The organism is Emcibacter sp. SYSU 3D8 (assembly GCF_039655875.1).
Taxonomy (GTDB): Bacteria; Pseudomonadota; Alphaproteobacteria; order SMXS01; family SMXS01; genus RI-34.
On record NZ_JBBYXK010000007.1, the window covers coordinates 83,473 to 103,428 of the forward strand.

Genomic DNA, 19,956 nt, shown 5'->3' on the forward strand with positions numbered 1-19,956 from the left:
TTCGGCGTTGCTTGGCTTGTTTCTTGACGTCAGACAGACAGGAAGCTGGCGACCTTGGCTTCGTCGACCTCGCTGCGCAGGTTTTCGTGGACGATCTCGCCGTTCTCCATCACCAGCACCCGGTCGGCGATGTCGAGTGCGAAGCTGAGCACCTGTTCGGAGACGACGATGGACAGCCCCCGTTCATCGCGGATTCGCTTCAGGGTGCGGCCCATCTCGCGGATGATCGACGGCTGGATGCCTTCGGTGGGCTCGTCGAGCAGCAGCACCTTGGGCTTGGAGGCGAGCGCCCGCGCGATGGCGAGTTGCTGCTGTTGGCCGCCGGACAGATTGCCGCCGCGGCGCTTCTTCATCTCAAGCAGCACAGGGAACAGTTCGTAGATGTCGCCCGGCACCTTGCTCTCGCCGGTGACTGTCAGGCCCACCTCCACGTTCTCTTGTACTGTCATCGTGGAGAAAATCATCCGGCCCTGCGGCACGTAGGCGATGCCGTTGGCAACCCGCTGGTGGCTCTTCATACCGGTGATATTGGTGTCATCGATGGTGACCATGCCGCTCTTGGTCGGGACAATTCCCATCAGGGATTTCATCAGCGTGGTCTTGCCCATGCCGTTGCGGCCCATGATGGCGATGATCTCGTTGGGCTTGACCGCAAAGTCGAGGCCGTGAAGCACCTCGCTCTCGCCATAGGCCACGTGGAGTTCGGATACGTTGAGCATGATTGCCTCCTAGTGGCCCAGATAGACGTCGACGACCTTGGGGTCGGCCTGCACCTTTTCCATGGTGCCCTGGGACAAGATCTTGCCCTGGTGCAAGACGATGACCTTGTCGGCGATGTCCTCGACGAACTTCATGTCGTGCTCGATGACGATCACTGATCGGTCCTTGATGATCCGGTTGAGCAGTTCCGCGGTCTTCTTGCGCTCGCTGACGCTCATGCCGGCGACCGGCTCGTCGAGCATCAGCAGATCAGGGTCCTGGATCAGCAGCATGCCGATCTCAAGCCACTGCTTCTGGCCGTGGCTGAGATAGGCGGCCTTCAGGCCAAGGTGCTCGGACAGGAAGATTGTCTCGGCGATCTCGTCGACCCGCTCAATCACCTGCTGGTCCCGCTTGAACGCCAGCGCACCCCAGACCGAGCGACCACGCGGGTACGAGATTTCCAGGTTTTCGAACACGGTCAAATCCTCGTAGATCGACGGCGTCTGGAACTTCCGGCCGACACCCGCATGAACGATGCGGTCCTCGCGCATGCTGGTCAGTTCCTTGCCCCGGAACCTGATGGATCCGGACGTGGCCTTGGTGCGGCCGCAGATCAGGTCGAGCACCGTGGTCTTGCCAGCGCCGTTGGGGCCAATGATGACCCTGATCTCGTTCTCGTCGATGTAGAAGGACAGGTCATCGACTGCCTTGAACCCGTCGAACGAAACGGTGAGGCCCTCGACGGCGAGAAGGAAGTCCTGTTGCGTGTGGGTTGCGTTCATGGATGTTTTCCTCTCAGGACGCTGGCTTTTCGCTGAGCCCGGACGGACCCAGGAAGGCTTCGCTCCGCACCGGCCGCTCGGTTGGAGCTGGAACGGCGGGCGACAGGACAGGCGGCGCGGACAGGACCGGCGGCACCGCGCCGTCAGGCGGATTGACTTTGGCGCGGGCTGCGAGCCTGCGCTGCTTCAGCTTTTCCGAGACGCTCTGAACGATACCGGCGAGACCGTTCGGGAAAGCCAGCACGACGGCAATGAACAGACCGCCCATGGCGAGAAGCCAGAGTTCGGGAAAACTTTCCGACAGGGTGGTCTTGGCCCAGTTGACCAGCAGCGCACCGTAAACCGCACCCAGCAGCGACAGCCGCCCGCCGACGGCACAGAAGATCACCATTTCAATCGACGCAACGATGCCAACAAATGACGGCGACATGAAACCCACCTGCAGGGTGAACATGGCGCCGCCGATGGCGCACATGGCCGCACCGAAGCAGAAGATGAATATCTTGAAATTGGCGACGTCATAGCCCGAGAAGCGCACCCGGTCCTCCTTGTCGCGCATGGCAACCAGCAGACGTCCGAGCTTGGATTTGAGCACGAACTGGGAGACCACCAGGCAGGCAATGAGCAGGCCCGCGTTGACGAAGTACAGAATGACTTTGGCGCTGTCGGTACGGATGTCCCAGCCCAGCAGGGTGCGCAAATCGGTCATGCCGTTGACCCCGCCGGTATAGCCCTGCTGCCCGATGATCAGCACGGTGAGGATGGCGGCAAATGCCTGCGTGATGATGGCGAAGTACACTCCGCCCACCCGCCGCTTGAACATGGCGACGCCGATGATGTAGGCGAACGCGGTGGGTACCAGGATGATCAGGAGCAGGGTCAGCGGGAACGAGTGGAAGGGCTCCCAGAAGCTGGGTAGCGCGGTGATCTGGTTCCAATCCATGAAGTCCGGGATACCGGGCGTGGACTGAATCTTGGTGTTCTCGACGCTCGAGGCCTCAAGCTTCAGGAACATGGCCATGCAATAGCCGCCAAGGCCGAAGAACACGCCCTGGCCGAGACTGAGAATGCCGCCATAGCCCCAGCATAGAACCAGACCGACGGCGACGAAGGCGTAGGTCAGGTATTTGCCGACCAGGTTGAGGCGAAACACGTCGAGCGCCAGCGGAAACACCACCAGCAGGAGCGCTGCCAGGATGAGGAGCGAGAACAGCTCGTTGCGGGAATAGAGGGCAAAGCGTGACTTGATCATCTGCATGCCCCTACTTCCGCACTTTGAGCGAGAACAGACCCTGGGGACGCAGCATCAGGATGCCGACGATGGTCAACAGGGTAAACACCTTGGCCATGGAGCCCGACATGAAGAACTCCAGCGTCGACTGGGCCTGGCTGATGGTGAAAGCCGACGCGATAGTGCCCAGCAGGCTAGCCGCGCCGCCGAACACCACGACGAGGAACGTGTCGACGATGTAGAGCTGGCCGGCGGTTGGCCCGGTGGAGCCGATCATGGTGAAGGCGCTGCCGGCGATGCCGGCGATGCCGCAGCCGATGCCGAAAGTCAGACGGTCGGTTCGCTCGGTGTTGATGCCGACGGCGCCGGCCATCACCCGGTTCTGCATTACCGCGCGCACCTGCTTGCCCCACGAAGACCTGTACATCAGCAGGTAGACAACGAAGGTGATGGTGAGAGTCAGAACCATCACGAACACGCCGTTGATCGGCACTTCGATGGTCTCGCTGATGGGAAACGAGCCCATCAGGTAATCGGGCAGGCTCACGCCCACCTCGCGTGCGCCGAAAATGGAGCGGTAAAGCTGCTGGAGGATAAGGCTGAGGCCCCAGGTGGCGAGCAATGTATCGAGAGGTCGCTTGTAGAGATGGCGGATGATCGCCCACTCGACCAGCATGCCTAGGCCTCCGGACACCAGGAATGCCAGTATCATGGCCACAAAAAAGTATATCCCGAACAGGGCGGGTGCGTAGTTCTCGACCAGTTGCGAGCAGAGATAGGTGACGTAGGCGCCCAGGATCATGAACTCGCCATGGGCCATGTTGATGACCCCCATCTGTCCGAAGATGATCGCGAGACCGAGGGCCATCAGAACGAACACCGAGAACAGGAGCAGGCCGGCGAAGCCTTGCATGGCGAAGATCGAACCGAGTTCGCTCGCCGTGTAACCGTCAAACATCGAGATACCCTCCGAGGGGGAAACCCGTCGCGCTGAACATGGCGAAGACCGGGCGGAAGCGGGATGGCGTGGACATGGTCCGGGATCTTTCGGAAACCTGAAGGGCTGCTGCCGGAGCTTCGGGGGAAGCCCCGGCAGCGCAGCCCAGCGCCTACTGGTAGCCCTTGGGGAACGGATCAGGCTCAACCAGGTCCTTGGTCTCGTAGACCAGCTTGTATTGGCCATCGAGTTGGGCCAGACCGACACGGGTCTTCGACCAGAGGTGATGGTTGGGGTGAACCTTCACGTAGCCTTCCGGCGCGGTCTTCAGCTCGATGCCGGGCAACGACTTCTTGGTGGCGTCGACGTCGAAGCTGCCTGCCTTCTCGACCGCGGCTTTCCACAGCCACGGGCCCAGATAGGCCGCCTGGGTGACGTCGCCGATGACGATGTCCTTGCCCCACATTGCCTTGAAAGCCTTCACGAAGGCCTTGTTGTTGGGGTTATCCAGGCTCTGGAAGTACTTCATGACCGCATAGGCGCCGACGATGTTCTCACCGCCGATTCCCTGGATTTCGTCCTCGGTGACCGAGATGGTCAGGAGCAGCGGCTTTTCTTTGGTCATATCGATGCCGGCCGCCTTCAGCTGCTTGTAGAAGGCAACGTTGGAGCCGCCGACGACGATCGCGTAGATCACGTCGGGCTTTTTCAGCTTGATCTTGTTGATGACCGAGTTGAACTGGGTATGGCCAAGCGGATAGTAGTCTTCGCCCACCACCTTCAAACCCAGCTTCTCGATGTGCTTGCGGGCGATCTTGTTGGAAGTCCGCGGCCAGATGTAGTCGGAGCCGAGCAGGTAGAAAGTCTTGGCCCCCTTGGTCTTGGCGACCCAGTCGATGCCGGCGATGATCTGCTGGGTAGCTTCCTGGCCGGTGTAAATGACATTCGGCGACTGCTCGAGACCTTCATAGAAGGTCGGGTAGTACAGCATGCCGTTGTATTGCTCGAATACCGGCAACACCGCCTTGCGCGAGGCCGAGGTCCAGCAGCCGAACACAGCGGCAACCTTGTCATTGACCAGCAGTTTCTTGGCCTTTTCAGCAAAGGTCGGCCAGTCGGAGGCGCCGTCTTCCTGGATGAACTCGATCTTGCGGCCCAGCACCCCGCCCATGTCGTTGATCTGCTTGATCGCCAACTTTTCGGCCTGCACCGAACCGGTTTCCGAGATTGCCATGGTCCCGGTCACAGAGTGAAGAATGCCGACCTTCACGGTTGTGTCAGTGACCGCGAGTCCGGTGGTATTGGCCTTGTCCGCGGCATGGGCGGCTAGCGGCGCCAGCGCCACCGCCGCCAGCATGGCCGCTTTTGCGGTTCTGCGAAGCGCCGCGCCCAGGCTGCGGGGACTTCCTCTTTCCAATGTCATGATGCCTCTCTTTATGAATCGTTGTTGGTGGTGCAAAGCCGGAATTCGGCCGGGGACACACCACAACGATCCCGACTTTTTGTGCGTCGCAGCAATACGTCGATATGCGTATGGCGATACGCGGTTCGGCTGGGTAGCGTCCGGATCAAGACACGCCCTCACGGCCACATGGCCGCGGACTCCTTCGGGTCCGGGCATCTGACGTAAGCAACACAGCAGGCTAAGAAGGATCAGAACACGGCAGGCATGAATAAAGTCCGTATCCGGGGGCAGAGTTCGGAAAATTGGCCCCGAATTCGCCAACGGCCCGCAATGCGTTATTGCCGCTTGGAAAGCGCTTGCAAATGCGGTCCATTTTGCAATGCACAAGACCTTCGACACTCATAAGTACCAGGAGCACGACCGAAGGCATGACACCGCACCAGAAGGTGATCCGCGAGCGGCGACAGTACAATCAATGGGTCGCCAACCAGACCCTTGAAGACTACGCGTTACGGTTCACCGCCAACAATGCGCGCAAGTGGTCGTCGTTCCGCGTCGCCAACACGGCACTGGGCGCAGTGTCGTTCCTCGCACTCGAGGCTATCGGCGGCGCCATCACCCTGAGCTACGGGTTCTCCAATGCTGCCGCCGCCATTCTGGTCGTGGGCACAATTATCTTTCTGGTCGGCCTACCGATCTGCTTCTATGCCGCCAAATACGGCGTCGACATCGACTTGCTGACCCGCGGCGCCGGGTTCGGCTATATCGGCTCGACGATCACCTCGCTGATCTATGCCTCGTTCACATTCATCTTTTTCGCACTCGAGGCGGCGATCATGGCGCTGGCCCTGCAGATGTGCTTCGACCTGCCGCTTTGGCTGGGCTATCTGATCAGCGCCCTGATCGTCATTCCACTGGTCACCCACGGCATTACCACCATCAGCCGCTTCCAGATGATCACCCAGCCGGCCTGGGTCATCCTGCAGCTGCTGCCCTTCATCTTCATCGGCGCCAAGGGGATGTTCGAGCTGGATACGTGGACCGCCTATCGGGGCACCCACGGCGCCGCCGACGGTTCCATCGACCTGCTGCACTTCGGCGCGGCCTCGGCCGTCGTGTTCTCGCTAATCGCCCAGATTGGTGAGCAGGTCGACTATCTGCGATTCCTGCCGCGCGACCGCAGGGGCAGCCGGAAGAGATGGTGGGCGGCCATGGTGTGCGCCGGCCCGGGTTGGGTCATCCCGGGCATGGTCAAACTTCTGGCCGGCTCATTCCTGGCCGTACTGGCGCTGAATTCGGGGGTTCCCTTCGCCAGCGCCGCCGAGCCGACCCAGATGTACCTGCTCGCCTTCACCCAGGTGATCGCCCAGCCCGACATCGCCATCGCGCTGACCGGTGCGTTCGTCGTCATCTCCCAGCTCAAGATCAACGTCACCAATGCCTATGCCGGGTCGATCGCCTGGTCGAACTTCTTTTCCCGGCTCACTCACAGTCATCCGGGACGCGTGGTCTGGCTGGTGTTCAACGTGACTATCGCCATCATCCTGATGGAGCTCGGAATCTACAAGGCACTGGAGCACACTCTGGGGCTCTACGCCAATATCGCCGTGGCCTGGGTCGGCTGCATCGTCGCCGATCTGGTGATCAACAAACCGCTGGGGCTGTCGCCGCGTCATATCGAATTCAAGCGGGCCCATCTCTACGACATCAATCCTGTAGGCGTGGGCGCCATGCTGGTCGCCTCGGTCCTGTCGATCGCCGCCTATGCGGACGTGCTGGGCGAAACGGCCCGCGCGCTTGCCCCGTTCATCGCGCTGGGCACGGCGCTGGTCGTATCGCCGCTGATCGCCCTTGCCACGGGCGGGCGCTTCTATATAGCCCGCGAGCCAACGACGCCGCTGGCCGACAGCAGGCCCGAGCGCTGCTGTATATGCGAACATACGTTCGAACCCGAGGATATGGCCACCTGCCCGGTCTATGCCGGACCGATCTGCTCGCTGTGCTGTTCGCTCGACGCCCGCTGCCGCGACGCCTGCAAGGTATCGGCGCGGTTTTCCGACCAGGTGCTGCAGTTCATGGCCTGGGTCTTTCCCCGGCGGCTGGTGGTCCACCTCAACACGCGGCTGGGCCAGTATCTGGGACTGCTGCTGCTGTTCACCCTGACCATCGCGGCCATTCTGGCACTGGGATATGTGCAGATGAGCCTAACACCCGACGCGCCAACAGCGATCATCGCCGACACGCTGTGGAAGGTGTTCTTCATCCTGATCATCGTCGCCGGCATCGTCGCCTGGCCATTCGTGCTGGCCCACGAGACCAGCCGCGCCGCCCAGCAGGAAACCCAGCGCCAGACTATGATGCTGATGCGCGAGATCGACGCCCACCAGAAGACTGACAAGGCACTGCAGAAGGCCAAGGAGGCCGCCGAGGCCGCCAGCATGGCCAAGAGCAAATACGTCGTCGGCATCAGCCACGAACTGCGCACGCCGCTCAACGCCATACTTGGGTATGCCCAGCTGCTCGAGGCCGATCCGGCCATGCCCGGCCATCGGAAGCACGCACTGAGCGTCATCCGCAGAAGCGGCGATCATCTGTCCGGCCTGATCGACGGGCTGCTCGACATCTCCATGATCGAAGCAGGCCGCCTGCAACTCTACCGCGACGAGGTGCCGATCAATGATTTTCTGGGCCAGCTCGTGGACATGTTCAGCATGCAAGCCAAGGCCAAGGGTCTCGACTTCTCGTTCGACCCGCCCGAAAGCCTGCCCGACCTGGTCTATACCGACGAGAAACGGCTGCGGCAGATCCTGATCAACCTGTTGTCGAATGCCATCCGCTGCACCGAACAGGGCGGCGTGACCCTGAGCGTGCAATACCGCAACCAGATCGCCACCTTCGAAGTAGAGGACACCGGCATTGGCATCGCCAGGGAGAACCTCGAACGGGTGTTCCGCGCTTTCGAACGGATCGAGACGCCGGGCACCGTCAAGCGCCCCGGCACCGGCCTTGGCCTGACAATCACCAAGCTGCTGACCGAGTCCATGGGCGGCGAAATCACCGTGCGCAGCACGCCGGGAAGTGGCAGCGTGTTCCGGATCAAGCTGATGCTGGGTAGCGTTCCGCGCCCTGCCCGCTCGGTCGTCCCGACGCGGCGCATCACCGGTTACGAGGGAGACCGGATTAGCGTGCTGGCGGCCGACGACGACCAGAATCATCTGGACCTGGTGCGCGACCTGCTGTCGCCGCTAGGCTTCATCGTCATCGCCGCCGTTGACGGTCCGTCCTGCATCGAGGCCGCCACCCATTCAATGCCGGACATCGTGCTGCTTGACATCTCCATGCCCGGAATGACGGGCTGGGATGTGGCGCGCACCCTGCGCGAGGATGGCATCTGCCGCGCACCGATCGTGATGATCTCGGCTAACGCCCGCGAGGAGCGCCAGCGAGAGGTCTCGGCAGCCTTCCACGACGCCTATCTGATGAAACCCATACAACTCGGCACCATGCTGGATACCGTCAAGGCCCTGCTCAATCTGCGCTGGATCCACGATCAGCCGGCCGAGCCCGCCAGTGCCGGGATGCCGCAGTCGCTGCGCCGGAACGAAATCCCGCCACGCCCGCAGATCGGCACGCTGATCCAACTCGGCCGCATCGGCCATGTGCGCGGCATCCTGTCCAAACTCGACGAGATCGAGGACGTTCAGCCCGACACCAGGCGGGTGGTCGCGCATCTGCGCGGCCTGGTACGCGAATTCGAACTGGTCCAGTACGACACCGTCCTGAAGGCATTGCAGCATCATGAATGACAATGGCGGCTCCTATATCGTCCTGGTGGTGGACGACTCGCCGGAAACCCTTAGCCTGCTGACCGACACTCTGGAGGATGCAGGCATCACCGCGCTGGTCGCCCGCAGCGGCGGCGCCGCGCTGTCGCTGATTGATCGGGTGATGCCCGACGTGATCCTGATGGACGCGGTCATGCCCGAGATGGACGGTTTCGAGACCTGCCGCCGGATCAGGCAGAACAAGGACACTGCTCATGTACCAGTTATCTTCATGACCGGCCTGACCGACACCGAGCACGTCGTCATGGGGCTGGAGGCCGGCGGCGTGGATTACGTGACCAAACCGGTCCCGCCCTTCGAGATACTGGCGCGCATCCGCGTACACCTGGCCAATTCCCGTATGGCCCAGAGCGCGCGTATCGCTCTCGATGTGGCCGGACGCACCCTATTGGCGGTCAACCGCAAGGGCGAGGTATTGTGGAGCACGCCGCAGGCGGCGGGCCTGCTGAAGCGAGTGCTGGGCGTGTTCGATACCGACGCGCCAGCGTGGAACAACTCCGTGAAGCCGCGCCTCGCCGACCTGGTCGCCCAGCGCGCCAGTGACCCGACGATCGTCGCGGCGGGCAACGCCAGAGTTCTCGCCGCTTTGCTGGGCGAGGCCGGTCCCGGCGAGTTCCTGCTGCATCTGAGCGACGGCACTGCCGCCAACGACCAAACTCTGTTGAAGCAGAAGCTGGGCCTGACCGCCCGCGAGGCCGAAGTGCTGTTGTGGACCGCCCAGGGCAAGTCAAACCGCGATATCGCCGAAATCCTCCAGTGCAGCCCCCGGACGGTGAACAAGCACTTGGAACAGATCTATGCCAAGCTGGGCGTGGAAAACCGCACCGCTGCGGCAGCTATCGCGGTTCGATTGCTGATCGATAAATAGGTTATCCCCGGCGCGAAAAATCACTGCACCCGGGTCTCGCGCATCTGAGCCGCGATGGCATTGCAGCAAAAGTGGCCTCTCGAGCTGACTTGCGGTCCGGCAGGGTGTTCCCCGAGCCTGATATCGGACAGCGAGGCAATGATTCGCAAGGTTTACGGGCACCATCACCCGGACTGGCTCAAGGGAGCTGCGAGCGCACTGGAACGCGCATAATGCGCCTAACGGAAAAACACAAAAAATGTCTAACTTATTGAATTTAATGGTGCTGCTGGACAGGATTGAACTGTCGACCTCTCCCTTACCAAGGGAGTGCTCTACCACTGAGCTACAGCAGCAGCGGGAGGGCTTATGCCAAGGAAACCACACAGGCGCAAGCCCTTTTGGGCGCTGACTGTTCGCAGCGCCCGCCAGCCGCAAAATCCCGCATCGTCCCGTGCTTACGGGTATTTTACCGAGCAGCCATAGGCCTTGGTCTGGGCAACCTGGACGGGCTTGCCGGCCGCTACCGCGTCATAGGCCGCGCGCACATAGTTCTGGGCCTTGGGAATGTCGTCCTGCTTTGCCGACGGAATGCTGTCGATGGCGCCGTTATAGGCGACGATCTGCTGCGGCGTGATCACCACCATCTGCGGCGTCGCCGTCGCGCCATAGGCCATGCCGATCGTGCCGTCCTCGTCCAGGATCACGTCCGACGGCGCCGCGTTGCGCGATTGCGTCAAATCGTTCGCTTTTGCGGGCGATACATGTCCCTGCTTGCCCGGGGCCGACGAGATCACGGTGAGCCACACGGCGCCCTTGCCGGTCAACTCCTTCTGCAGCGACTGCATGTTGCCGCTGTCATAGTGTTTCTTCACGAAGGGACAATCGTGATTGGTCCATTCCAGCACCACGGTCTTGCCCGCCAGATCGCCGAGACTGACACTCTGCCCCGCTGCGCTCGTGCCCGTGAAGGGCGGCGCCGGCTTGCCGATTTCCACCGCCGCCTGTGCCGCTGCCGATACCAGGCAAAGCGCCAACCCGCTCGCCATTACCGTAAAAAGCCGTCCGATCATCGTACGCTCCCCATTTGAAAGTCCTACCCCTCGGCCTGACCGATAACGTCCAGTACGATTCCCGGCGTGAGCAATTGCGGCAGCACGACGGCCTGGGCGCGACCAGGCGCAAAATAGAGATAGAGCGGCACGCCGTTCCGGCCATAATTTGCCAATATTTCGGTAATCTTCGGGTCGCGGCGCGTCCAGTCGCCCTTCAGGTACCGAATCCCCCGGCTGTGGAATTCGGCGGCGACCGCGTCCGTGGACAGTGCGACCCGTTCGTTGGCAAGGCAGGTAATGCACCATGCCGCCGTGAGATTGACGAAGACCGGCTCGCCGGCCTCCCGGTAGGCATCCAGCCGGGCCTGATCGAACGGCTCGGCGGCGAGCACGCCGCCATCGGCGGTCACGGAAGGCGCGTTCTGCTCGCCCGCATACCAGACCAGCCAGACGCAGGCCGCCAGCGCAGCGGCGGCCAATCCGTGGCTGATCACCTTGCCGAGGCCGTGCGCGCCGCTTGCGATCCGCCACAGCCAGATGGCGAATACCACAAGCATCAGGATCCCGAGGAGAGCCGCAACCGCGGTGATTCCCGCCTGCTGGCCCAGCACGGTCACCAGCCAGATCACCGTGGCATAGATCGGGAACGCCAGGAACTGGCGGAACCGGTCCATCCACGGACCCGGCCGCGGCAGCAGCCGGCCGATGGCCGGCACCTCGCTGATCAGCAGCATGGGGAACGCCAGCCCCAGGCCCAGCGCGGCAAAGATCAGCAGCGAGATCATCGGCGGCAGCAGCAAGGCGGCACCCAGCGCCGAGGCCATGAACGGCGCGGTGCACGGCGTCGCCACGATCGTGGCCAGCACGCCGGTCGCGAACGCACCCACGGCCCCGCCGCGGTCGACCAGTCCCTGTCCAAGACCGGTGAAGCTGCCCGCCAGTTCGAAATAACCCGACAGGGACAGACCGACCGCGAACAGGATCACCGCCAGGACCGCCACCACTTCCGGCGACTGGAGCTGGAAGCCCCATCCCACCGCCGCACCGCCGGCCCGGAACGCCAGCAGCGCGCCGGCCAGCGCCAGGAAGCTCACCATCACGCCCGCCGTATAGAGCAGGCCTTCGATCCGCTTCTCACGCAGCGACAGGCCGGACGCCTTCACCACCGCCAGCGCCTTCAACGACAGCACCGGAAACACGCAGGGCATCAGGTTGAGCAGCACGCCGCCGATAAATGCGAACAGCAGGGCCTGCCAGACAGGTGGCTGCACGGCCAGACCCGCGCCGCCGCCTGTGCCCGAGGCGCCGGCGGCGTCGGCCCGTGCCAGTCCCGGCGTGGAAAACGTTCCCGCCGCCGCGCTGATCGCATAGGCCTTGTCGCCCGCGCGCAGCACACCGTCGACGATCGTCTCGGGTTTGCCGCTGCCCATTGTAACGGCCAGGAGGCGCGCGCCGTCATTCGCGGACTCGCGCTGCGCCGCGCTGTTGTCGATCAGCGTGTCGGAAAACGGAAAAAACCGCAGCGCACCTGTGTCCGCGCCCACCAGGCGCAGCACCAGCGTCTTCCCGTCCACCTTGAATTGGGCAGCGCCGGGGAAGGGTACCGGCAGCGCGCCGCGGGCCTTGCTGAAGCCGGCCGTGCGCAGCGGGTCGCGCACGGCTTCCTGCGCCACCGGCAAGGTCAATTCCAGGTCGGCGCCTTCCGGAATGCAGATCTCCTCGCAGACCAGCCAGTCGGCGCGCGCCCTGAGCGTCACGTCGCCCATGGCTGCATCGGCGGGCGGCGTCACCGTCACCAGCAGCCAGTGCTCGGCATCGTAGCCATAATTGGTCAGGGGGCCGAAAGGCAGCGCCTTGGGTGCCGGCCATTCGATGCCGCTGACGGCAAACCCGTCGGGCAGCGTCCATTCCAGGCTCGTCGCCAGCCCCGAATCCCCGGGATTGCGCCAATAGGTATGCCAGTGCTCACGCGGGATCAGTTTCAGCGCGACCTGGAAGGGCTGGCCCGGCGCCGCCGCGGCCACCTCGGCGACCAGTTCGGCCTGGGCATTTTCGGTGCTGACCGGCGCCGCTGCTGCAGGCACTGTCAGCAGCAGCGAGGCAAGCACCGCCGCCATCCATTTCGTCGCCCACCGCCTGGGTAAAGACGTCATCTGCTTCTCCGTCCGCCGCGCAGTTCCGATGCGCGCCGTTCCATGCATAATATGGTACTGCGTTCCGGTCCATGCGGACCATTTGCGCGGCCAGCCGGAAAAGGCCATGAACCAGATTGATCACTACGCCATTCGCGGCGGCATCGAGGGGCGCGAAAGACTTGCGCTGCTGGCAGGCATCTTTGCCCGCGGCACGGCGCGGCTGCTCGACATGGCAGACATCCCCAGGGGCGCACATTGTCTCGATGCCGGTTGCGGCGGCGGCGACGTGGCGCTGGATCTGGCGCGCCGCGCCGGCCCGTCGGGTCGCATCGTCGGTATCGATCTGGACGAGACCAAGCTCGAGATCGCCCGGGCCGAGGCGGTGGCCGCCGGCGCCGCCATCGAGTACCGGGCCGCCGACATCGCCGCACCGCTCCCAGGCCCGTTCGACGTGGTCTATATGCGCTTCCTGCTGTCGCATCTGACGGCGCCCGCCGCGGCGCTGGCCAACGTGTTCGCCGCGCTGGTGCCGGGCGGCCTGATCATCGCCGAGGACGTGGATTTCCGCGGACACTTCAGCCACCCGGAAAGCGCGGCGCTCGATCGGTACGTGGACTTATATTGCCGGGTCGTCCGGCGGCGAGGCGGCGATGCCAATCTCGGCCCGCGCCTGCCCAGCCTGCTCGCTGCGGCCGGATTCGGCGCGGTCCAGGTCAGCGTGGCAAATCCGGCTGCCCTCGACGACAGGCTGAAGCTGCTTAATCCTGTAACCATGGAAGCCATCGCCGGCGCCGTCATCGCCGACGGCATCGCCCCCGAAACCGAAGTGAACCAGTTGATCGACACGCTCTATGACGAGGCCCGCGACACGTCGCGGCTTACCAGCCTGCCCCGCGTGGTCCAGTGCTGGGCGCGCAAGCCGGCGGCCGGCTAGCCATGCCGGATAAGGATGGAAAGCAGCCCCCCAACAAGGCCGCGCATCAGCGCCGCGCGGCCGAGGCGCTCAGGCAAAATCTGCGCCGGCGCAAGGACCAGCAGCGCAGACAGACGCCGGGGGCCCAGAGTCCCGATCCCCGGCAGCCCGCCGACGACGAGACCGGCAATTAGCTCGAGAGGCTGAGATAGGCCAGCGAGAAGATTGCCGCGCCGCCGGCTGCAGTGGCCAGGCTCGCCGGCGTCAGATAGGGCCCGCCCAGCGCCACGATCCGATATGACAGGAAGGCGCCAAGCGCCGCGCCGACCAGTCCGAACGCCGCACTGGTTATGGGCCGGGCTCTGTTGTAGCGCGGGTACAGGAAGTAGACCAGCAAGCCGACGATAAGGCCCACGCACAATTTGGCGAAGTAGTCCATGACGACTCCCGAGGTCGTGATCATGTCAAATTAGCCCGCGGCAATACTGACATAGTCTGCAATCTGTGTCAGCGGCAGTGTCATATCGGCCGCAGGCATCCTGCCGCTGTTGAGATACGCGATCCGCTCCAGTAGAAGTGGTGTGCGCAGTCACACCCGAAGAGGTCCCCAATGGCCATCATGTCCGACATCTGGATCCGCGAGCAGGCTTTGGCCAACGGCATGATCGAGCCGTTCGTCGAGAAGCAGCAGCGTCAGGGCGTGATCTCCTACGGCCTGTCGTCCTATGGCTACGACGCCCGGGTATCGGATGAGTTCAAGGTATTCACCAATGTGGATTCGGTGATCGTCGACCCCAAGCAATTCTCCAAGCAGAGCTTTGTCGACCGGCCGGGCGAGGTGTGCGTGATCCCGCCCAATTCGTTCGCCCTCGCGACCACGGTCGAATATTTTCGCATCCCGCGCGACGTCCTGGTGATCTGCCTGGGCAAGAGCACCTATGCGCGCTGCGGCATCATCGTCAACGTCACCCCGCTCGAGCCGGAATGGGAAGGTCACGTCACCCTGGAATTCTCCAACACGACGCCGCTGCCGGCCAAGATCTATGCCAATGAAGGCGCCTGCCAGTTCCTGTTCCTCCAGGGCAACGAACCCTGCGAGACCTCGTACAAGGACAAGGCCGGTAAATATATGGGACAGCGGGGCGTGACCCTGCCGAAGCTCTAGCATGGATCAGCTCGTCATCCGGGGCGGCAGGCCGCTGCGCGGCAAGATCTCGATCAGCGGCGCCAAGAACGCGGCGCTGCCGCTGATGGCCGCCAGCCTGCTGACCGAGGAGACCCTGACCCTCGACAACATTCCGGCGCTCGACGACATGACCACCATGTCCGACCTGCTGACCAGCCTGGGCGCGGCCGTCGAGGAAGTCGAAGGCTCCAACCGGGGCCGCACCCTGAAGCTGACGGCCAGGCCGCCGTTGTCCACCGTCGCGCCCTACGAGATCGTCAACCGCATCCGCGCCTCGGTGCTGGTGCTGGGCCCGCTGCTGGCACGCACCGGCCAGGCTACCGTGTCCATGCCGGGCGGCGATGCCATCGGCATCCGTCCCATTGACCAGCACCTGAAGGGGCTGGAGGCCATGGGCGCGAAGATCGAACTCAAGGGCGGCAACGTCATCGCCAGCGCGCCGGGCGGCCTGAAGGGCGCCACGATCCGCTTTCCCTTCGTTTCCGTGGGCGCCACGGAAAACCTCCTGATGGCCGCCACCCTCGCGAAGGGCACCACCATCATGGAAAATGCGGCACGCGAGCCCGAGGTCACCGACCTGGCCCAGTGCCTCGTCGCCATGGGCGCCAGCATCCACGGCATCGGCACCGAGTGCCTGGTCATCCAGGGCGTCGATGCGCTGCACGGCGCCAACCACACCGTGATGCCCGACCGGATCGAGGCCGGCACCTATGCGGTCGCCGCCGCCATCACCGGCGGTGAACTGGTGCTCGACGGCGCCAATGTCGAGCATCTCGGCTCGGTCTTCGAATCCCTGGCCAAGGCCGGCGTCAACATCTCCAACGGCCTGGGCAAGGTGCGCGTATCCCATCCCACCGGGCGCTGCCGCGGTTTCGACGTCATCACCCATCCATTCCCCGGCTTTCCCACCGACATGCAGGCCCAGTTCATGGCGCTGATGGCCGTGGCCGACGGCGCCTCGCTGATCACCGAAACCATCTTCGAGAACCGATTCATGCACGCGCCCGAACTGGCGCGCATGGGCGCCGACATCACGGTCCATGGCAGCTCGGCCATGGTGCGCGGCAATCCACGCCTGCGGGGCGCGCCGGTGATGGCGACCGACCTGCGCGCCTCGGTCTGCCTGGTGCTGGCCGGCATGGCCGCCGAAGGCGAGACCGTGGTCAACGGCGTCTATCACCTGGATCGCGGCTACGAAAAACTCGAAGAAAAGCTGCGCGCCGTGGGCGCCGATATCAGCCGCACCCAGGACGACAGGGCCATCGTACCGTGAGGACAGACCGGCCATGAAGCTGCGCGCCGAAAATGCCGAGGACATCGCCGTGATCGGCGGCTATCTGCAGGACGCCGCCCTCAAGGTTTCGGATATTGCCTGGCTGCCGGCGGGCAACCGCTTCGCCCTGGTCTGCAACCGGTTCATGTGGGAGCGGCCCGGCCCACCCCATTACCGCACCCGCGCCGGCCTTCATTTCGAGACCGTCATTGCCGCCAAGGTGCGCGGCCTGCCGCAAGAATCGAAAGACCATGTGCTGGAGCTACTGACCGTCCACGCGGTCGAACAGCCGGGCCGCGCCCTGATTACCCTGACCTTCGCCGGCGGCGCCGATATCCGCCTGGAGGCCGAACTGGTCGAGGCCGGCATGGACGATCTCGGCCAGCCCTGGGAAACCCCGCATCGTCCGGTCCATTCGGACTGAACGGCACGGCGGCAGCGAACGGCATCCTCTCGCAACCCCAGCATCAGGCCGGCAGTTGCCGCCTCGCCGCTGACCGTGATGTACCCACCTGCCATGAATACGGGGCCGCCTGGAATTCTAGCTGACCGGCGCGGGCCCCGCATAGCGTGCCCGCGGCCGGATCAGCGTACCGGTCTCGGTCTGTTCGATGGCATGCGCGATCCAGCCGGCGGTCCGGCCCAGTGCAAAGATCGCGAACGCCGCATCCTGCGACAGCCCAAGCGTGTGGGCCAGCGCCGCCAGCGCGCCATCGACGTTGAGCGCCATGCCGCCGGCCGCCTCGGCGGCGTCGATCGTCCGGCGCAGCGCGCCCGAGGGCTCATGCGCGGCCCGCAATGCCCGCGCGCGAATGTCGCCGTCGGGATAGAGTTCGTGGTGCAGCCCCCAGATGAGTTCGCCCCGCTCGAGCCGGGCGACAAAGAAGGCGGCCGGATCGGGGGCCGCCAGCGCCTCGGCGAACATGGCGACGGTGCGCATGGTCATGCCGCCGTGCCGTGGACCGGTGAGCGCGGCGAGGCCCGCCATCAGCGCCGCCGGCAGGCTGGCCCCGGTCGAGCCCACCACGCGCACCGCGAATGTGGACGCATTGAGTTCGTGATCCGCCAGCAGCACCAGGGCGCGGCGGACCAGGTCCGTTCCCCTTGGCTTCAGCCTCCAGGCCGCGGCAGCCGCCTCGTGGACCGGGCCACTTGCCGCACGTCCCAATACCGCGCTTGCCACCCCGCGCAACAGGCCCGCACCCTCGATGACCATGGACTGCCGGCTGCGCCCGAACATGGGCGGCGCCTCGTTCGCGCTTCGCGCCAGATAGCTGAACGCGCCGGCGATTCCGGCTTCCCCCGCGGCAAGGGCTGGAGCCGGCGCATCGGACCAGGCCGCCACGCCGCACAGCAGGGCAGCCGTTTCCTCGAGCGTCGCCGTCTCCGACCAGGCGACCGCATCCTGCCCCCGATAGATCAGGCGGCCGCGCAGCACGGTTGAAATCTGGGTCTCCAGCACGGGATCGCCCCAATTGATCGCCTTCGCCGCGACCGCAGGCCGGCTGCGGCCGGCCTTCTTGCGCGCGGCGAGCGCCTCCACGTCGGCCTCGCGGTAGAGACTACGGCGGGAATCGGACATGTCCGCCACGGCATCCAGCATGCCCCGGCTTACATAGGCGTAGAGCGTCTGCGGCCTGATACCCAGGCGCCGGCAAACCTCTTCCGCTGCGATCAGCGTGACTGTCATATATTGATTGTATTGATCAATATTGACGTACGCAATGAGCTGCGTCGAAATAGTGGCCGTCACACTCAAAGGAGGCAGCCATGTCCGGACGGATCGACCCTGAAGCCCTGTTGCCAATCTGGGGCACCCGCTATCCACCGCCCTACGACGAACCATGCCGCGCCCGCCTGCGCCGCCGGCTGGCAGATGCTGCCGGGCTGACCCAGTTCGGCGTCAACCTGACCCGCCTGCCGCCCGGCGCCTGGTCCAGCCAGCGCCACTGGCATACCAGGAACGACGAGTTCATCTGCGTGCTGGAAGGCCAGGTCACGCTGGTGACGAACGACGGCAGCGAGGTGCTGCGGGCGGGCGACTACGCCGGCTTCCCCGCCGGCGCCGAGAACGGCCACCACTTCCGCAACGACAGCGCCAGGGACGCGGTGCTGCTCGAGATCGGCTCGAACCATCCCGACGATGCGGCCTGGTACAGCGACATCGACATGGCCGCGCCGCCCCTGGAGCAGCCGGCCACCTACACCCGCCGGGACGGCACGCCCTATCCCGACACGCCCCGCCGGGCGGGGCCGTGACACAGGCGGCGCCGGCATATGATCGCGTCGGCATCGTCCGCGCCTTCGATGTCCAGGCGCGGGCCTGCGATGCCCTCGGCTCGCCGCTGACCGCGTTTCTGCTGCGCGGTGTCATCGCCGATTATCAGGCCGGCGGCGCCAGCCGAGACCTGCTGGCGCCTCTGGAAAGCCGCCAACAATGGGAGGCCGTCACCAGCCTGCGCCTGGCCGGCGCACTGCATTTCCTGGTGTTGGCCGGCCGGACACCGGGTCTGGCCGCCTATTACCCCAGCGCGGGCGGTACGTTCCGCGAGGACGGGTTTCGTGCCGAGATGGAACGGGCAATGCGCGGCGAGGCCGGGTTCATCGAGGCTTTCATCCGGCGCGCGCCGCAAACCAACGAGGTTCGCCGCACGGGCGCGCTGGTCGGCGGCTTCCTGATCATCGCCGCCAGGACCGGTCTGCCGCTGCGCTGCCTGGAAGTGGGCGCCAGCGCGGGCCTGAACCTGCACTGGGACAGGTTCCGTTATGACTTCGCCGGCGCGGCGTGGGGCGACCGGGCAAGCCCGGTGACGATCGGCACCGCCTGGACGGGCGACGCCCCGGAAACAGGGGTGTCCGCACGGGTGATCGAGCGCGCGGGCTGCGACATCAACCCCATCGACCTGTCGTCGGCAGAGGCTGTTCTACGGTTGAAATCCTATGTGTGGCCCGACCATCCCGGCCGCTTCCGCATCCTCGAGCGCGCCACGGATCTGGCCCGGCGGCATCCGGTCGCGCTGGAGACCGCCGACGCGGCCGACTGGACCGCCAGACACCTCGCCGAGCCACGCCCCGGCGTCGCCACCGTCGTCTTTCATTCCATCGCCGCCCAGTACTTCAGCGACGGCACCCGCGCGGCGTTCGAAGCCGCCATCCGCGATGCGGGTCACCGCGCCTCCGGTGCCGCGCCCGTCGCCTGGCTCCGCATGGAACAGGCCAGTCCGGTCCAGTTGCCCGAGATTCGCTTGACCATCTGGCCCGGCGGACATGATCTTCTGCTGGGCCATGCCCATCCGCATGGCCTGTTCGCCCACTGGATGCCGCGATCATGATCCTCGAAGCCGCACACCTTACCATCAAGCCAGGGCGTGAAGCCGCGTTCGAGGCCGCCATGCAGCAGGCCAGGCCATTGATCGAGGCCTCGGCCGGCTTTGGCGGCATCGAGGTGCGCCGCTGCATCGAGCGCCCGAGCGGCTATCTGCTCCTGGTCTGGTGGGAGGCGATGGAGGACCATACCGCCGGATTTCGCGGCTCCGGTCGCTACGAGCAATGGCGGACATTGCTGCACGATTTTTACGACCCCTTCCCCACCGTCGAGCATTTTGCGCCCTCATTTCTGGGCTGAGAGTTGATTCTTGATGGCGC

General features: G+C 64.6%; 19 protein-coding genes and 1 tRNA gene. 10 read left to right on the forward strand and 10 right to left on the reverse strand.

The annotated features are described in order from the left end of the window. Positions 1–29 precede the first annotated feature (29 nt). The 5 genes from urtE to urtA all read right to left on the reverse strand — a co-directional run bounded on the left by urtE (position 30) and on the right by urtA (position 5,009). Positions 30–719 carry an urea ABC transporter ATP-binding subunit UrtE gene (gene urtE / locus WJU21_RS18425; RefSeq protein ID WP_346324935.1) on the reverse strand — a complete coding sequence of 230 codons (690 nt, stop codon included), beginning with the start codon at positions 717–719 and terminating at the stop codon, positions 30–32. A gap of 9 nt (positions 720–728) precedes the next feature. Beyond that, a complete protein-coding gene (gene urtD, locus WJU21_RS18430) occupies positions 729–1,484 on the reverse strand; it encodes an urea ABC transporter ATP-binding protein UrtD (protein ID WP_346324936.1) in 756 nt (251 codons plus the stop codon). Between the two features lie 13 nt (positions 1,485–1,497). Beyond that, positions 1,498–2,736: an urea ABC transporter permease subunit UrtC gene (urtC, locus tag WJU21_RS18435; protein ID WP_346324980.1), complete on the reverse strand. Its 1,239-nt coding sequence runs from the start codon at positions 2,734–2,736 to the stop codon at positions 1,498–1,500. A 10-nt stretch (positions 2,737–2,746) separates the two neighbouring features. Continuing rightward, a complete protein-coding gene (urtB, locus tag WJU21_RS18440; protein WP_346324937.1) occupies positions 2,747–3,673 on the reverse strand; it encodes an urea ABC transporter permease subunit UrtB in 927 nt (308 codons plus the stop codon). 151 nt (positions 3,674–3,824) lie between these two features. Further along, entirely contained in the window at positions 3,825–5,009 is a 1,185-nt protein-coding gene (gene urtA, locus WJU21_RS18445) for an urea ABC transporter substrate-binding protein (protein ID WP_346324981.1), read from the reverse strand. A 476-nt stretch (positions 5,010–5,485) separates the two neighbouring features. Here urtA and WJU21_RS18450 point away from each other — a divergent pair, with 476 nt between their 5' ends. Beyond that, positions 5,486–8,863, forward strand: coding sequence for an ATP-binding protein (locus tag WJU21_RS18450; protein WP_346324938.1), 3,378 nt, complete (start codon positions 5,486–5,488; stop codon positions 8,861–8,863). Continuing rightward, the gene (locus WJU21_RS18455) at positions 8,856–9,770 is read left to right on the forward strand and encodes a response regulator transcription factor (RefSeq protein WP_346324939.1); all 915 of its coding nucleotides are present in this window, start codon (positions 8,856–8,858) and stop codon (positions 9,768–9,770) included. Before WJU21_RS18450 ends, WJU21_RS18455 begins: the two co-directional genes overlap by 8 nt. Positions 9,771–10,030: 260 nt before the next feature. On the opposite strand, the gene WJU21_RS18460 is transcribed toward WJU21_RS18455, so the two are convergent. From WJU21_RS18460 to WJU21_RS18470, 3 genes are all read right to left on the reverse strand, one after another. Then, positions 10,031–10,105, reverse strand: a tRNA-Thr gene (locus tag WJU21_RS18460). Positions 10,106–10,207: 102 nt separating this feature from the next. Continuing rightward, the gene (locus WJU21_RS18465) at positions 10,208–10,822 is read right to left on the reverse strand and encodes a redoxin domain-containing protein (protein WP_346324940.1); all 615 of its coding nucleotides are present in this window, start codon (positions 10,820–10,822) and stop codon (positions 10,208–10,210) included. Positions 10,823–10,845: 23 nt separating this feature from the next. After that, a complete protein-coding gene (locus WJU21_RS18470) occupies positions 10,846–12,957 on the reverse strand; it encodes a protein-disulfide reductase DsbD domain-containing protein (RefSeq protein ID WP_346324941.1) in 2,112 nt (703 codons plus the stop codon). A 106-nt stretch (positions 12,958–13,063) separates the two neighbouring features. Here WJU21_RS18470 and WJU21_RS18475 point away from each other — a divergent pair, with 106 nt between their 5' ends. Next, positions 13,064–13,873 (forward strand): methyltransferase domain-containing protein, encoded by an 810-nt coding sequence (locus WJU21_RS18475; protein WP_346324942.1) that lies wholly within the window; start codon positions 13,064–13,066, stop codon positions 13,871–13,873. Positions 13,874–13,875: 2 nt separating this feature from the next. Next, on the forward strand, positions 13,876–14,046 hold the full coding sequence (locus tag WJU21_RS18480) for a hypothetical protein (protein WP_346324943.1): 171 nt from the start codon (positions 13,876–13,878) through the stop codon (positions 14,044–14,046). On the opposite strand, the gene WJU21_RS18485 is transcribed toward WJU21_RS18480, so the two are convergent. After that, positions 14,043–14,315 carry a hypothetical protein gene (locus WJU21_RS18485; protein WP_346324944.1) on the reverse strand — a complete coding sequence of 91 codons (273 nt, stop codon included), beginning with the start codon at positions 14,313–14,315 and terminating at the stop codon, positions 14,043–14,045. The genes WJU21_RS18480 and WJU21_RS18485 overlap by 4 nt on opposite strands. A 147-nt stretch (positions 14,316–14,462) precedes the next feature. Between WJU21_RS18485 and dcd the strand changes: the two genes are divergently transcribed. Genes dcd through WJU21_RS18500 form a run of 3 tightly spaced genes read left to right on the forward strand, consistent with a single transcriptional unit; the run spans position 14,463 to position 16,735 of the window. Then, positions 14,463–15,017 carry a dCTP deaminase gene (gene dcd, locus WJU21_RS18490; RefSeq protein ID WP_346324945.1) on the forward strand — a complete coding sequence of 185 codons (555 nt, stop codon included), beginning with the start codon at positions 14,463–14,465 and terminating at the stop codon, positions 15,015–15,017. A gap of 1 nt (position 15,018) precedes the next feature. Beyond that, complete coding sequence (gene murA / locus WJU21_RS18495; protein ID WP_346324946.1) at positions 15,019–16,311, forward strand: UDP-N-acetylglucosamine 1-carboxyvinyltransferase; 1,293 nt, start codon at positions 15,019–15,021, stop codon at positions 16,309–16,311. 13 nt (positions 16,312–16,324) lie between these two features. Then, on the forward strand, positions 16,325–16,735 hold the full coding sequence (locus tag WJU21_RS18500; protein ID WP_346324947.1) for a DUF2948 family protein: 411 nt from the start codon (positions 16,325–16,327) through the stop codon (positions 16,733–16,735). A gap of 117 nt (positions 16,736–16,852) precedes the next feature. On the opposite strand, the gene WJU21_RS18505 is transcribed toward WJU21_RS18500, so the two are convergent. Continuing rightward, complete coding sequence (locus WJU21_RS18505; protein ID WP_346324948.1) at positions 16,853–18,001, reverse strand: citrate synthase family protein; 1,149 nt, start codon at positions 17,999–18,001, stop codon at positions 16,853–16,855. An 80-nt stretch (positions 18,002–18,081) separates the two neighbouring features. On the opposite strand from WJU21_RS18505, the gene WJU21_RS18510 reads away from it, so the two are divergent. Genes WJU21_RS18510 through WJU21_RS18520 form a run of 3 tightly spaced genes read left to right on the forward strand, consistent with a single transcriptional unit; the run spans position 18,082 to position 19,936 of the window. Further along, positions 18,082–18,570 (forward strand): cupin domain-containing protein, encoded by a 489-nt coding sequence (locus WJU21_RS18510; RefSeq protein WP_346324949.1) that lies wholly within the window; start codon positions 18,082–18,084, stop codon positions 18,568–18,570. Beyond that, a complete protein-coding gene (locus WJU21_RS18515; protein ID WP_346324950.1) occupies positions 18,567–19,643 on the forward strand; it encodes a DUF2332 domain-containing protein in 1,077 nt (358 codons plus the stop codon). Before WJU21_RS18510 ends, WJU21_RS18515 begins: the two co-directional genes overlap by 4 nt. Further along, a complete protein-coding gene (locus tag WJU21_RS18520; RefSeq protein ID WP_346324951.1) occupies positions 19,640–19,936 on the forward strand; it encodes an antibiotic biosynthesis monooxygenase in 297 nt (98 codons plus the stop codon). Before WJU21_RS18515 ends, WJU21_RS18520 begins: the two co-directional genes overlap by 4 nt. The last annotated feature ends 20 nt before the right edge of the window (positions 19,937–19,956 follow it).

Coding starts and splice junctions, on each gene's coding strand:
- urtE (WP_346324935.1), bottom strand. CDS start 719: ATGCTCAACGTATCCGAACTCCACGTGGCCTATGGCGAGAGCGAGGTG.
- urtD (WP_346324936.1), bottom strand. CDS start 1,484: ATGAACGCAACCCACACGCAACAGGACTTCCTTCTCGCCGTCGAGGGC.
- urtC (WP_346324980.1), bottom strand. CDS start 2,736: ATGATCAAGTCACGCTTTGCCCTCTATTCCCGCAACGAGCTGTTCTCG.
- urtB (WP_346324937.1), bottom strand. CDS start 3,673: ATGTTTGACGGTTACACGGCGAGCGAACTCGGTTCGATCTTCGCCATG.
- urtA (WP_346324981.1), bottom strand. CDS start 5,009: ATGCTGGCGGCGGTGGCGCTGGCGCCGCTAGCCGCCCATGCCGCGGAC.
- WJU21_RS18450 (WP_346324938.1), top strand. CDS start 5,486: ATGACACCGCACCAGAAGGTGATCCGCGAGCGGCGACAGTACAATCAA.
- WJU21_RS18455 (WP_346324939.1), top strand. CDS start 8,856: ATGAATGACAATGGCGGCTCCTATATCGTCCTGGTGGTGGACGACTCG.
- WJU21_RS18465 (WP_346324940.1), bottom strand. CDS start 10,822: ATGATCGGACGGCTTTTTACGGTAATGGCGAGCGGGTTGGCGCTTTGC.
- WJU21_RS18470 (WP_346324941.1), bottom strand. CDS start 12,957: ATGACGTCTTTACCCAGGCGGTGGGCGACGAAATGGATGGCGGCGGTG.
- WJU21_RS18475 (WP_346324942.1), top strand. CDS start 13,064: ATGAACCAGATTGATCACTACGCCATTCGCGGCGGCATCGAGGGGCGC.
- WJU21_RS18480 (WP_346324943.1), top strand. CDS start 13,876: ATGCCGGATAAGGATGGAAAGCAGCCCCCCAACAAGGCCGCGCATCAG.
- WJU21_RS18485 (WP_346324944.1), bottom strand. CDS start 14,315: ATGATCACGACCTCGGGAGTCGTCATGGACTACTTCGCCAAATTGTGC.
- dcd (WP_346324945.1), top strand. CDS start 14,463: ATGGCCATCATGTCCGACATCTGGATCCGCGAGCAGGCTTTGGCCAAC.
- murA (WP_346324946.1), top strand. CDS start 15,019: ATGGATCAGCTCGTCATCCGGGGCGGCAGGCCGCTGCGCGGCAAGATC.
- WJU21_RS18500 (WP_346324947.1), top strand. CDS start 16,325: ATGAAGCTGCGCGCCGAAAATGCCGAGGACATCGCCGTGATCGGCGGC.
- WJU21_RS18505 (WP_346324948.1), bottom strand. CDS start 18,001: ATGACAGTCACGCTGATCGCAGCGGAAGAGGTTTGCCGGCGCCTGGGT.
- WJU21_RS18510 (WP_346324949.1), top strand. CDS start 18,082: ATGTCCGGACGGATCGACCCTGAAGCCCTGTTGCCAATCTGGGGCACC.
- WJU21_RS18520 (WP_346324951.1), top strand. CDS start 19,640: ATGATCCTCGAAGCCGCACACCTTACCATCAAGCCAGGGCGTGAAGCC.